Origin of the sequence: Methanosarcina barkeri 3 (assembly GCF_000970305.1) — an archaeon.
Taxonomy (GTDB): domain Archaea; phylum Halobacteriota; class Methanosarcinia; order Methanosarcinales; family Methanosarcinaceae; genus Methanosarcina; species Methanosarcina barkeri_A.
This window is the reverse complement of sequence record NZ_CP009517.1, coordinates 1,377,722-1,390,025: the sequence shown is the minus strand read 5'-3', so window position 1 is coordinate 1,390,025 and position 12,304 is coordinate 1,377,722. Positions and strand designations below refer to the sequence as shown.

Genomic DNA, 12,304 nt, shown 5'->3' with positions numbered 1-12,304 from the left:
CGAGACGGAAAACAGAGGAACGAAAAAGGAAAAGAAATAAAGTAAAACAAAGAAAAAGAGGCATTAAATGAACCAGGAACAGCCTGAGAGAGGAAGTGACAGCAAAGAACAACCTCGAAGAGGAAGTAATGGAAAACGGGATCATTCAGGGGAAATTAAACAGAAACAGCCTGGAAGAGGAAGTAGTGGAAAGCAGGGATTATCGGAAGAAGCTGAACAGGAACAGCCTGAGAGAGGAAGTAATGGAAGAAGGTCAGAACAGTCAAGGGAGGATGAGGAAGAACAGCCTGAGAGAGGGAGTGACAAAAAAGAGGAGCAGCCTGGAAGAGGAAGTGACAAAAAAGAAGGACAGCCCGGAAGAGGGAATGGATAAGAATTGATAATTATAACAGAGTATAGATTGGAGTTAAAGGCAGAATCTGAATGATTCAATAGATATACAAAGGATAAATCGTGGATAGAAAAGAACTGAAGTGAGAGGTAAAACAGTATAGAGAGGGATTTTCCTCTCACTTCTTTTTGCTTCTGATCTTCCGGAACCGGAGTGAGGAATGGCGAACCTCAGTTCCGTTTCCCTTGAAACCTCTTCCGAACTAAAGCTTGAGGAATGGCAAAAAACCTCAATAGCTTCCCATTCGGGCGGGGTTTCAGATTTGTGGAGGGCAAGGTTGAGGAATGGCGAACCTCAGTTTCCTTGCTCTGTGTTTCGCTAAATGCTACTCATGAACCCCATTCAAAATTAGCATTTAGAACTGCATGTTATAGAATATCAAACACATATAAAACATAAGTGGAAATGATTTTTCTTTTTCTTTGATGTAATAAACAACACTCAAAATTTTTAAGCGGCTTATCGTCCAGACAGACTATTATTACTCCTTACCGCCAATTTCTACGAAGATTGTCAAGATTTTAGCACAAAATATTTATATTAAAGGTTTCCCAATTACTAGGTAAATTTTCCTAATTTGTTAAAATATTTACTTGTTACTACATATAGTTTCTTTCTCTACTTTTCAATCTAATCTTGAATTAAAAATCTTCTTTTACGCCATGTATAATATGCATAAACAAAGTAATTGTGAGTTTATGTGTACTTTTATGTTATAACTCAAGATTTAGATTATATTCTTGATGGTTAACTGGGTGAATTATTTTTATTTAATTATATTTTTTACCAGTGAACTCCATAATATCTTATATAAAAATGGTTCTTCATATTTATTAAGGTCTTAAATATTGATAATTATGGTTATGTAGCCGATGGCGATAATGGTCTTTCAATTGTTGATATTAGCAATTCCTCTTCTCCAACCATAAAAGGATATTATACAAGGGCAGCTCGCTATGTTTCGGTTTCCGACAATTACGCCTATGTAGCTGACTTGAATGGTCTTATGATTATTGACATAAGCAATCCTTCTTCTCCGGTTCTCAAAGGACGTTAAGCCATCTCTGCTAGCGATGTCTCAGTTTCCGACAGTTATGTCTATGTAGCTGAAGGCGTTAACTGTCTTGTTATTCTGAAAGCAAATCAGGGAAAAACAGCATCTCTTTTCGCAGACTTCAGCAGCAATATCACATCCGGGTGCGCGTCTCTTTCTGTTCAGTTTAATGACAGGTCTCAAAACGCAACTTCATGGAACTGGAACTTTGGAGACGGATTAAATTCGACAAACTAGAACCCGGTTCATACTTACTCTTCTGAAGGAACCTATACTGTTAATCTGATAGTAAGCAATGCAAACAAAACATCCTCAAAAACGGCTACAATAACCGTTCTGGAAACTACCGGCTCCGATGAAGGAAGCAGCAACGGGAATGAAGAAAAAAATGCTGGTATTATTTCAAGAAAAGAGACAGGCAATCTTACAAAAGAAAGCAAAAACTCCTGAGTTCACTATAATTTGTGGAGCTATAAGCCTGCTAGCTGTACTTTACATAATGGAACTGAATAAAAGGTAAGAGATTAAACAAAAGGTAAGAGATTAAACAAAAGGTAAGAGATTAAACAAAAGGTAAGGGATTGAATAAAAGGTGAAGAATTAAATAAAATGTGGTTAAGTTAGTAAAAAATAGTTAAGTCAACAGATAGTAGAAATATTTTTAAATAGTTATGATTATACTCTCTGATATAACTTACAAAAGTTTGGATGAAATTCACAGAATTCAATCAAGTTTCAGAGGGTAGGATGGGTGGAAGACGTCTCACTAATTATTCTTTTTTTGTCAGTTTTAGGGGGTTACCTGCTTGGAATAATCTCAGGGCTCTTGCCTGGAGTACACAATAATAATTTTGCGCTTGCTCTTATAGCCCTTGCTCCTTTCCTGGCTGAGAAAGGGCTTTCACCTTTTTACATAGCCGTAATTATTCTCTCAAATGCACTATCTCAAACTTTCCATGACGTTATCCCTTCAGTGTTTCTAGGGGCACCGGATGGAGATACCGCACTAATGGTCCTTCCAGGGCACAGGCTTTTACTTGACGGAGCCGGAGCTGAGGCAGTCCGTCTTTCAGCACTCGGAAGTGCAGGCTCGGTAGTTGCTTCCCTTATATTCGTACTTCCATTTTCGCTTTTCTTTAAGGCTATATATCCTTATATTGAAGCGCATATGGCTTTGATTCTCATTTTAATTGTCTTTCTGATGCTTGCAAGTGAAAAAGGTGAAAGTGTTGAAGATTCAAAGGAGAAAAGTCCGTTTGCAAAATATAAGTACAAATTTTTTGCTCTCGTTTTGTTTTTGATTACAGGCTTGCTTGGGCTCTTCGCTTTTGATAGGGAATCGCTTATGGTTCCGGTTGTTAATTTTGGAGAGCCGTCGATACTCCTGCCGCTTCTGAGCGGGCTTTTCGGATCGTCCCAACTAATAATAAGCCTTCTAACAAGCTCGAAAATTCCGGAAGAGTCCGTATCGGCACTCAAACTTTCTCGAAAAAGAATTCTCAGGGGAATCCTTACAGGCAGTGCGGCAGGCTCACTTGTGGCATGGCTGCCAGGCCTCTCCTCAGCAATTGCAGCACTCCTTACGGGCCTTGCTGCAAAAGTCGACTTTGACAGGATTACACTAAAAAAGAAAACCTCCGAACCCGAGCTCGGAAAGCTAAAAACTTCTCTCTATTCCGACCCTTATGCCAGTAACCCTTCAACGCTTGAGAGCTCGAAGGAATTCATAGTTTCAAACTCAGGAGTAAACACTTCGAACGCAATTTTCGGGCTGGTGGCTTTTGTGGTGATCGGAAGGACACGAAGCGGGGCAATGGTTGCCATAGAAGATATTCTGGAAACAAACACGCTTGATTTACCCATACTTCTACTTTTTTTTGCCGCCATGGTCTTAACTGCGCTGTTTTCCTACTTTTCTACTATCTGGATAGGAAACAACGCGCACCTCTTCCTGAAGAAAGTTAACTATAGCAAACTCTGTGCAGGTGTCCTTATAGGGCTTGCAGTAATGGTTTACCTTTTCACAGGGCTTTTCGGATTTTTCATTTTTGTAATCTCGACTCCAATAGGCATGCTCTCCTCCTTTATGAATGTCAGGAAATCACATGCAATGGGAGTCATCTTACTGCCTGTGATTTTGTACTTTTTGTAAAAAGCAGCTTTTTAATCGTATAAATCCCAAGTTCTGTCTTTTTAGGTTCGTGTGTGCTATTCCATAAATCTGTAAGTCAGATAATTACGATTTAATGTTTTTACATCATGTCTGACATGCTTAAGTTTAAACGCATGTAACCAGTAACGGACAATATTTATGCGCTTAAAAATGCCGATCCAACGATATCTGAATCTGGATAGATGGTTTTTTCAGTCCGATGGCATGTAAAAATATAAAACTTAAAATGTATTGGGTTGGAAATGTACAGAGAGCTAAAAAGCACTTGATATGAAGACGAAATTAATAAAACAATTAATAAAATAACTAACAAAATAAAAAGCAAAATCAGTTAATAAATGCAAAAAACCGAATAAACTGAAATAAATAACCAGAAGGGGTATACAGGAGCATGGAAGTAAAACTTGAACAGCGTTTAACTGAACTCAGGGCAGAATACGAATCAGGGCAGAGAATTCTTGAAGACATCGAGTTAAAGATTACTGAGCTTGAAAACCGGAAAAAGAGCCTGAGTGAGACCCTTCTTCGAATTAGCGGGGCAATTGACTTGCTCGAAGAAGTGCTGGAAGAAAAAGAAGGTGTGAAGGAGCCAGAAACTACTGTAGGGACAAGGACTATCACAGGAAGCGTGGAAGTTCCTAATGTCATAAAACAGCCCCTTGAGAAAGCCGTTAAAATTCTGGAAGAATCCGGGCTTATAGCAGGAGACATTGTCGAGCAAAAGTCAGTTTTACCCGTCGGGGTTATGGCTGGAGATATTATCCGACAAGATCCAAAACCAGGTACGAAGTCACCTGCCGGATCATCCGTAAAACTTGTAGTTGCGGTAAAAGGCAAGTTTCTGCCACATGATAGAAACTCGCTGTGCGGCGCTTTTTCCGACCGCAGCTGAATAAGATAAAGGAGGGCTTAAAACGGAAGCTTACTCTTCCAAAACAAAGACTTTCCCGAATGAACTTTGGGAGCACTGCAGGGCAGCAGTTTCAGCTTTTTCTGCGCTTGAGTGTTCCGGGAGTCAGGCATCCCAGAGTCTCTGCCTGAAGAAATTTCTTAAAGAATGTCAGGGCACTTCAATGGCTTTATGGCATAAAAACGATAGAAAACTCGGGAAATATCTCAGATCTGCGCTTTTAGTCTCTAATAACTCTCCTCTTTCTCCAGCAGCCTTTTCCGGGTTTAGAGCTGTGATTAAAGGAATAGAGAAAGAGAAAACAACAGGAGTAGAAAACGTTTTCAGTAACAAAAGGGACCAGGATGCACCAGAAGAAGATGCAGGTCAAGAGGAATCAACCGCCTTTTCATATAATGCGGAAACAAAAAAACTTGTATTTTATGGGAAAAGCTATGAAATTTTGCCTCTTTTCCTGGCTGTAAGAGACGTTTATGCTTCCCTGCCTTTTTTCGAAGAGCTTCAGGCCTGTGCTGAACGGCTTGAAAAAAATCCACAGGATGCTACAGCCCTTTTTCAAACTGCTGTGCTTATGTATAAGGCCAGACGGTTTGAAACTGCCCTGCAGCTTACTGCAAAAACCTTGAAAATTATTCCTGAAGATCACAGGGTCTGGTATAACCGAGGTGTTATTCTCGCGGAAATGGGCCGGCTTGAAGAAGCACTTGCAGCTTATGACAGGACAATTGAACTTGAGCCGGCTTTTGAAATTGCCTGGGATAATAAGGGAGTCGTGCTTTTAAGGCTTGGCAGGTTTGAAGAAGCCCTCCATACCTATGAAGAAATCCTTCATAAGTATCCCGAGTATGCTGAAGCCTGGGCAGGGAAAGGCTCCGTACTTTTGGCCCTCGGCAGAGAAGAAGAAGCTCTTGAAGCTTACAGTTCAGCCCTTCGAATAAGGCCTGAATACCTTGAGGCCCTTACTTCGACCGGAAGTCTGCTTTCCAGACTAGACAGGTACGAGGAAGCCCTGAAGATTTACAATAAGGCGCTTCATCTCTCCCCTAAAGAGCCTCGGCTCTGGACAGCCATGGGTTTTGTTCTTTCGGAAGTAGGTAAGCAGGAGGAAGCACTGGAAAATTGTAATCGAGCTCTGGAGTTGCAACCTGGCTTCGTTCCTGCACTTGAAATAAAGGTAAAAATCCTTTCGGAAATCCGAAGACAGAAGGCCAAATCCTCTCAGTAACTTCTCTATTTCACATTTTCCTTCTGTCTTTTTTTATATTTTTCCTATCAGTTATTCTCTGTAGTTTTTCCTATCATACTGTTTGTTTTTTTTCCTTTTATACTGTTTGTTTTTGTCCTTTTATACTGTTTGTTTTTTTGTCCTTTTGCCCTCTTTTAAGTTCTTTTTATCATTCCTTTATTTTCCTGGTCGTTTTTGAGTTTAACAATAAATTGTGCTCCTATCCTGAGCTCAAGAGCCAATTGTACCTCTTCTGTTACAGGACAGTTTTTTATATTAGAGAAAATTCGAGTCAGAAAAAGTATATCTCATTGAAAACAAAAATGCAAAATACCAGTTTTAGCTCTGGTTCCATGCGTGAAATATAAAAACGGCCAGGTGTGGCAAAAATCCGGAAGGGATCCGGAATGAGCTTTCACTGGAAAAGCGAGGATTCCGATATGACAGAAGAAAATGTGAGTGAAAATATGGACAAAGCAAAGCAAAAGGAGTCTCAAGCGGCAGAAAAAAACCAAGAACCAGAGGATCTCAGGCAGCTCCTTGCCAAGGCTGGCGAGACTGGCAGTTACGAAGACAAACTCAGGCTGTATGATAAAGCCTTAACTCTGGACCCTTTATTTCTTGATGCCTGGATCCAGAAAGGTTTCGCTCTTGATAGGATGGGGAAATCAAAGGAAGCTCTTGCCTGCTATGACAGGGCTCTTGAGATCGATCCTGAAAATCTGGGGATCAGGTGCCTCAAGGGCTTTGCCTTCAGTAATTTGAGAGAATTTGAAAAGTCGGTTGAGTCTTATGACGAAGTCCTGAAAGTAAATCCTGACGATGTATTCTCGTTATATCAGAAAGGTTCAGCTCTGGAGAGCCTTGGAAGATATGGGGAAGCTATGCAGTGTTATGACAAAGCACTTGACATCGATCCGACTGATGTTCTTATTAGAGAAAAGAAATTGAGGCTTATAGAGGTTATTTATAAAAAAGGAACTTTAGCTGACTCTCCGGACAGCAGCTTTAATTGAATTAAGAGTTTTAGAAATCTGAAAAGTGTAGGGCCGAAAACCGGCCTTTACTTTTTGCTCTTGCTAGCTTCCTCTTCTATCCTGATCTCTTCAACGACTTCCATCAGTTTTTCCTTAATTTTTACTATAGCATCAACAGCTTCGCCGCCTACCTCAATAGGAGCCCGTTTCTCCAGGTCAGCCTGCATTAATTTGGGGTCAAAGGGAATTTCTCCAAGTACCTGGATGCCCATCTCCTCAAGTTTGTCGTTAACTTTCCCCGCGCCTCCTTTATTAATTACAGCAGCAAGGTGTTTTATTCCTATTTCGGAAGACAGCTTTTTTATTCTCTCAGCCGTTTCAAGCGATCTTGCCCCTGGCTCAACTACCACGATCATGAGGTCCATTCCTCTTGTAGTGCCCCTTCCGAGATGTTCGATCCCTGCTTCCATATCAAGGATCACTGCACTCTTTTCCTTGAGCATAAGGTGCCTGAGAAGAGCCCTCAGGAAAGCCGAGGCCGGACACATGCATCCACTTCCACCGCGGTCTACAGTGCCCATAACGAGCATTCTTACTTCATCGGGCCCTATAACTCCGTATTTACTTGCAATGTCATCGACTTTAGGGTTGTAGATGAAAGCTCCGCCTTCTGCACCCGCTCTTTCCTGAATCAGGTCTTTGAAATCTGTCAGGGGCTTAGGGGGATTTTCGACCCCAAGCGAAGATGCCAGGTTCATATCCGGGTCTGCATCTATTGCCAGTACCTCGTACCCGTCTCTTGCAAACAGTCTGGCCAGAGTACCTGAGAGAGTTGTTTTTCCAACGCCGCCTTTTCCGGTAATTGCTATTTTTATGAGGATTCCCCCTGAACATTAATTTAAACTTAAGTGTTTTAAATCATTTATTAGTTTAGATTAATTGTTGATTCAGATTAATCGTTGATTCAGATTAATTGTTAACTCAGACTAAATATAGTGATTTCTAAGCAGGGATATAATCATCAAGCTGTTTATACTTGTTCATTTATCTCTGGCTTCACCCTATCATTCCTTTGAGAGTATTATTTAAAGTCTTTTCGTTTTATAAGAGTCAGAAAGATATTTGTTAAAAGTTAAAGGATATTTAAAAAGATATAACGAACAAATTCACCAGGTAAGGAGTTAATTATTCTATTAAGTAGGTATATTCAGATCTATTCAGTAGATCTATTCAGTAGATCTATTCAGTAGATCTCAGTAGGTCTATTCAATAGGAAACTCCTTTACCTGAATATGAAATCGAATCCTTCATCTACAGCAATCTGTTTTAGGTACTTTTCTATATGACTTCCTTCCTTTTTTGGAAAACCTGCGTCGCGGGCAAGCTTGTCGAGTACCTTTTGAACTCCTGTCCCATACTGGATTGCTTTCTTTTCTTTCCAGAGAAGTTCCGATGGAAGCAGGCTTTCTGCAGCTTTTCTCAGGATATATTTTCTTATATACAGGCCGTCTTTTTTAAGGACTTTGAGTTCAGGGTTGATTGCAAGCCCTGTTTTTATTACTTCCTTATCCAGAAAAGGTACCCTTAGCTCTACGGAGTTGGCCATGGTAACCATATCGTCCCTTTCAAGGTTAATAACTGAGATATTTTGAATGTCTGAATAGATCTCTCTATCAAGCATCTCAGGCCCCTGTTCAAGGAAACCCTCATGCCTGCTGTAGCCTCCAAAAAGCTCATCTGCACCCTGACCTGTGAGAAGGACTCGTTTTCCGTCTTCTTTTGCAGTTTTCGCAACAAAGTAGAGGGGAAGCCCGATTGCAATTTTCATAGGGTCCGTCGATTCCGTAGAATAAATTATATCCGGGATTGCGTCCTCGATTTCTTCAGGAGAAAGGAGATGGGTCCTGAGGGAATCCTTCATGCCAGCAACTTCAGCCGCACGCTGAGCCTGTGTAAGATCATGGGAGTTCGGAAGCCCGACGGCATAAAGGGAAATTGAGGGATCGATACTTTTTGCAAGTGCCGCTAAAAAGGTACTGTCAATACCTCCGGAAAACGCGATTCCTGCGGTTTTTGTAAGCCTTATCTCGACAGCTTTTTCAAGGTCCGCCTTCAGGCAAGAAGCAGCTTCATACTCTTCTGAGATTCTTTCCTGTGGAGGCTCAATTGCAAGAGATTTTTCTTCAAGCCTTCTGTCATTGATATTGAGAGCCATGATTCTGCCAGGTGGAAACGGCTTTGTGCAACTACTCTGGCTGGAAAAGGCTTTTTTTTCAGATGCAAAGGAGATTTTATATTTTTCTACTCCTATTTCCAGGGAATAGAAAAGTGGTTTGACTCCTACGGCATCTCTAGCCAGTAAAAGTTCGTTATCCAGGGCATAGGCCAGAGCATAATCCCCATTTACTCTGGAAAGCACGGAAAAGACTGCATTTGTTGGCGTTTCTCCTTCCTTTATCTTTGTCTCTATGAGGGCAAAAAGTACTTCAGTATCCGAATCGGTTTTTATGCCCTGTTCAGCTGCAAGTTCCCTGAAATTGAAAATTTCCCCGTTGAGTACCAGAGCTCCTTTTCCAACCAGAGGCTGGGGCATATTGCCTGTAATTTTAAGCAGGGTATTTCCTATACTCAGTCCTTCGGCCTCATAGGTTCCGCAAGCATCGGGCCCTCTGTGACTCAGGGCTGCAAGCATTCTTTTTACTTCTTTATTTGTATCAGGAGTTCCTGCTGCTCCTGCTATTCCGCACATGTTTACTCCTTTTTCTTTATCTTCGATGTATACAGGCGCTCTATCTCTATTTATCGTTTTTCCATTTAAGAAGAGCAGACCAAATCCAGAACAGTAAAAATTGTAATTCAAAGTATTAAAAAATTGCAAATTTAGGAATAATCGGAGCCACTGATCCAGGAATAGTCACAGTTACTGATTGAAGGATGGTCAGATTTACTGACCCAAGAATAGTCATAGTTACTGGTTCAAGAATTATCAGAAATAATTTTTTCACAAGTATTACTTAGCCTTAAAAAGTAAGTAAAATTTTAGGTTTTGAAGATGTTTGATGGGCTATCAAAAAAGAGGGCATATATTCTGTTTAGTTCTATTGAACCTTTTATCTATTCTAATATTGGTCTATGAGAATTGGAAGTAATTTTTTTTGAAATAAGCTCAATTATTACACATCAGGTTACATACAACCCTTACAACTGGAGCAATCGCCACATGATTTTGTTTCCATATAGTTACCGCGCATGATAAGGAATGTACATTCAGCTATTTTGTAGTTAACTGCTCTGGCATCACCGCTGTAGTCTGTAGTATTATCATTGTAGTCTGTAGCTTTAGTATTATCATTGTAGTCTGTAGCTTTAGTATTATCATTGTAGTCTGCAGCTTTAGTACTATCATTATAGTCTATAGATTTAGTATCACCAATGCTTACAGTATCAGTATCAAAGAACAATTTAATCGGCACTTTTTCATATTCGGTTGTCAAGCCCGGCCTTAATGTTGGAAAAATTATTTCTTTTTCACCGTTTTTCTTTCTGACTGTAATGATGTCGAAAGTACAAAGAGAAATTAATCTACCTTTTTCATCAAAACACACTGAGTTTTTGTCTGCATCAATGCCAAGTGCGTCCGCATCATATGTATTTACCGAGCCAATAGGGGTCTCAATCAGGAATGGTTCTGCAGGTTCTACAGATTTTATGCTCCCATCTTCAAAAAGCCTAAATCCTATTCGAACTGGCATTTTTCCTGCAGGAGTATCAATTATGATTCGTTCATTCGGCCATAAAATCAGGCTTCTGACTCTTCCGTCAGGATAAAATCGCAGTCCTATTATTTTTGCACAAAAGTCTCCAAATGGGAATGAAAAATGGAGTTTTTGTGCAAGTTTGCCTTCTTCTTCTTCCGACCAGAAACCACTTATCTGGCCGTTTAAAGGGAATAAACTATTAATTGATCCGTCTTCAAAAAAAGTAACCAGTTCAGCCGGAAGTATCCCCATTGGTGTGCTTATTTCAGTCTGCTGCTCTAAAGAAATGCTTTTGATTTTACCATTTTTATAGAAAGACAAAGCTGCTAACTGCTTTTTTCTAAACCCCGGATTACCGTACTGCGGAACAAGATCTCCGTACTTTGTGTGAATCAAATTATACTCTTTAAGCTTACAGTCCTTCAGTTCACCGCCATCATATGTGGTAAAGCTCGTTATTCCTTTGAGTCCGCTTGTTTCAACAGTTAACATTATGTACCTTCCTGGATTAAAAACAAATCACGTTTTTGCTTTATGTATTTTTTAATTTTTATGGATACGTCAGAAGTAATTATCTGTTGACTTACTACTGTGATTAATTTGTCTGACTGATTTGATCATTCGTCACATTATTATCAAGATATACTTTTGAATAAAATGTTTTTACTTCTTTGTTCAGGTCTATTTTCACTTTATCCGGATAAAGCACTTTAGCAGTCCAAAGGAGCCCCATCAGCGATTGTGTTCGGTCAAGCATCTCGTATTTTGTAGATGCGTAAACACGCTTATTCTTTACGGCAGCGACATCTTTCCAGGCATTTTTCGAGAGAATTTCATCACGACCTTTTGCGGTTTTGGTAATAATTACGTCTGGATTCCACTTGTAGATTTGTTCCAGTGAAACCTGGATTTCTTCACTTGTATTAGCCGATTCCATTTGCGGGTTTGCTTCCATGAAACTTATGCCTCCCGCGAAACTGATGATAGATGCCATAATGGTTCTGGACCCAACCGTCTTGGTGACATCTGATTGCGCATAATATACTTTAAGCTTGTCACTTTCATTAATTTTCGAGGTCTGATCGGTAACTTTTTTGATAGTCTCGTCCCAGTAGTCTCCAAGTTCATTTCCTTCTTTTTCATTTCCAACAATTTTGCCGACTAACCTCCATGAATCTGCAATCTCTTCAAGCGTATCTTTTGATGCAGCAACAAATGGAATGCCAGCTTCTTTTTGTTCGGATTCGATTTTCGTATCCTTTGTTAATGTTATTACAACCTGAGGGCTGACTGCTAAAAGATCTTCCACGTTCATGTCACTGTGGAATTCTCCGTTAATCGGAAGACGCAGCAGTCTTTTCTCTTCATCATCTGACATAAATTCCAGCCGCTCGGTAAACTGCTTGTCCACACTAACAAGTTTTTTCGGTGTCAGTCTCCATACCATCTGGCATGGTATAGGATGTAATACTGAAACTCTGGTAATTTCAGCAGGCAATGTAACATTTCTGCCTGCTAGATCGGTAATTACCCGAGTATCTGACAGTGCAGTATCCGACAATGTTGTTTCCTGCTCTGTGTTTGTTGCATCAGTTCTGTCAACTGCGGGAGCTGATGCCGTTATGTCATCGCTTGTTTTCTGTGAGCATCCACTTATAAGCAGTATAACTAGTGCCATTAACAGACACAGTGAAATTAACAAACTTAGTGGCCTTTTTGTTGATCTCATCTTAATATCTCTTTAATATTTTTGAGTCCATCCCATAGCTTACGATTTGTTTCTTTGTATAACTTTTAAATTTCATTTTGCAGTTTG

At 40.1% G+C, this 12,304-nt stretch carries 13 protein-coding genes; 9 read left to right on the top strand and 4 right to left on the bottom strand.

Annotated elements, in window-relative coordinates; all coding sequences use genetic code 11:
• Nucleotides 1-67: 67 nt before the first annotated feature.
• From MSBR3_RS05595 to MSBR3_RS05575, 9 genes are all read left to right on the top strand, one after another.
• The gene (locus MSBR3_RS05595) at nucleotides 68-373 is read left to right on the top strand and encodes a hypothetical protein (protein WP_048107028.1); all 306 of its coding nucleotides are present in this window, start codon (nucleotides 68-70) and stop codon (nucleotides 371-373) included.
• Nucleotides 374-551: 178 nt separating this feature from the next.
• Complete coding sequence (locus MSBR3_RS20050; protein ID WP_155396733.1) at nucleotides 552-713, top strand: hypothetical protein; 162 nt, start codon at nucleotides 552-554, stop codon at nucleotides 711-713.
• Nucleotides 714-1,217: 504 nt separating this feature from the next.
• Nucleotides 1,218-1,448 carry an LVIVD repeat-containing protein gene (locus MSBR3_RS21720; RefSeq protein ID WP_080942401.1) on the top strand — a complete coding sequence of 77 codons (231 nt, stop codon included), beginning with the start codon at nucleotides 1,218-1,220 and terminating at the stop codon, nucleotides 1,446-1,448.
• Between the two features lie 3 nt (nucleotides 1,449-1,451).
• On the top strand, nucleotides 1,452-1,682 hold the full coding sequence (locus MSBR3_RS20930; protein ID WP_230628016.1) for a hypothetical protein: 231 nt from the start codon (nucleotides 1,452-1,454) through the stop codon (nucleotides 1,680-1,682).
• A gap of 118 nt (nucleotides 1,683-1,800) precedes the next feature.
• A complete protein-coding gene (locus tag MSBR3_RS20920; RefSeq protein ID WP_230627845.1) occupies nucleotides 1,801-1,965 on the top strand; it encodes a hypothetical protein in 165 nt (54 codons plus the stop codon).
• Between the two features lie 231 nt (nucleotides 1,966-2,196).
• Nucleotides 2,197-3,597, top strand: coding sequence for a tripartite tricarboxylate transporter permease (locus tag MSBR3_RS05590; protein ID WP_048107027.1), 1,401 nt, complete (start codon nucleotides 2,197-2,199; stop codon nucleotides 3,595-3,597).
• A gap of 412 nt (nucleotides 3,598-4,009) precedes the next feature.
• Entirely contained in the window at nucleotides 4,010-4,510 is a 501-nt protein-coding gene (locus MSBR3_RS05585) for a PASTA domain-containing protein (protein ID WP_048107024.1), read from the top strand.
• Nucleotides 4,511-4,691: 181 nt separating this feature from the next.
• Entirely contained in the window at nucleotides 4,692-5,753 is a 1,062-nt protein-coding gene (locus MSBR3_RS05580; protein WP_048107022.1) for a tetratricopeptide repeat protein, read from the top strand.
• 440 nt (nucleotides 5,754-6,193) lie between these two features.
• Nucleotides 6,194-6,769 carry a tetratricopeptide repeat protein gene (locus MSBR3_RS05575; protein ID WP_048110086.1) on the top strand — a complete coding sequence of 192 codons (576 nt, stop codon included), beginning with the start codon at nucleotides 6,194-6,196 and terminating at the stop codon, nucleotides 6,767-6,769.
• Nucleotides 6,770-6,816: 47 nt separating this feature from the next.
• On the opposite strand, the gene MSBR3_RS05570 is transcribed toward MSBR3_RS05575, so the two are convergent.
• The 4 genes from MSBR3_RS05570 to MSBR3_RS05555 form a co-directional block, all read right to left on the bottom strand.
• A complete protein-coding gene (locus MSBR3_RS05570) occupies nucleotides 6,817-7,611 on the bottom strand; it encodes an ATP-binding protein (RefSeq protein ID WP_080942211.1) in 795 nt (264 codons plus the stop codon).
• Nucleotides 7,612-8,012: 401 nt separating this feature from the next.
• Nucleotides 8,013-9,479: an asparagine synthetase B family protein gene (locus tag MSBR3_RS05565; RefSeq protein ID WP_048107018.1), complete on the bottom strand. Its 1,467-nt coding sequence runs from the start codon at nucleotides 9,477-9,479 to the stop codon at nucleotides 8,013-8,015.
• 436 nt (nucleotides 9,480-9,915) lie between these two features.
• Nucleotides 9,916-10,980: a hypothetical protein gene (locus MSBR3_RS05560; RefSeq protein WP_048107016.1), complete on the bottom strand. Its 1,065-nt coding sequence runs from the start codon at nucleotides 10,978-10,980 to the stop codon at nucleotides 9,916-9,918.
• 103 nt (nucleotides 10,981-11,083) lie between these two features.
• Nucleotides 11,084-12,166 carry an ABC transporter substrate-binding protein gene (locus MSBR3_RS05555; RefSeq protein ID WP_230627842.1) on the bottom strand — a complete coding sequence of 361 codons (1,083 nt, stop codon included), beginning with the start codon at nucleotides 12,164-12,166 and terminating at the stop codon, nucleotides 11,084-11,086.
• Nucleotides 12,167-12,304 lie beyond the last annotated feature (138 nt).

Coding starts and splice junctions, on each gene's coding strand:
- MSBR3_RS05595 (WP_048107028.1), top strand. CDS start 68: ATGAACCAGGAACAGCCTGAGAGAGGAAGTGACAGCAAAGAACAACCT.
- MSBR3_RS20050 (WP_155396733.1), top strand. CDS start 552: ATGGCGAACCTCAGTTCCGTTTCCCTTGAAACCTCTTCCGAACTAAAG.
- MSBR3_RS20920 (WP_230627845.1), top strand. CDS start 1,801: ATGAAGGAAGCAGCAACGGGAATGAAGAAAAAAATGCTGGTATTATTT.
- MSBR3_RS05585 (WP_048107024.1), top strand. CDS start 4,010: ATGGAAGTAAAACTTGAACAGCGTTTAACTGAACTCAGGGCAGAATAC.
- MSBR3_RS05580 (WP_048107022.1), top strand. CDS start 4,692: ATGGCTTTATGGCATAAAAACGATAGAAAACTCGGGAAATATCTCAGA.
- MSBR3_RS05575 (WP_048110086.1), top strand. CDS start 6,194: ATGACAGAAGAAAATGTGAGTGAAAATATGGACAAAGCAAAGCAAAAG.
- MSBR3_RS05565 (WP_048107018.1), bottom strand. CDS start 9,479: ATGTGCGGAATAGCAGGAGCAGCAGGAACTCCTGATACAAATAAAGAA.
- MSBR3_RS05560 (WP_048107016.1), bottom strand. CDS start 10,980: ATGTTAACTGTTGAAACAAGCGGACTCAAAGGAATAACGAGCTTTACC.
- MSBR3_RS05555 (WP_230627842.1), bottom strand. CDS start 12,166: ATGGCACTAGTTATACTGCTTATAAGTGGATGCTCACAGAAAACAAGC.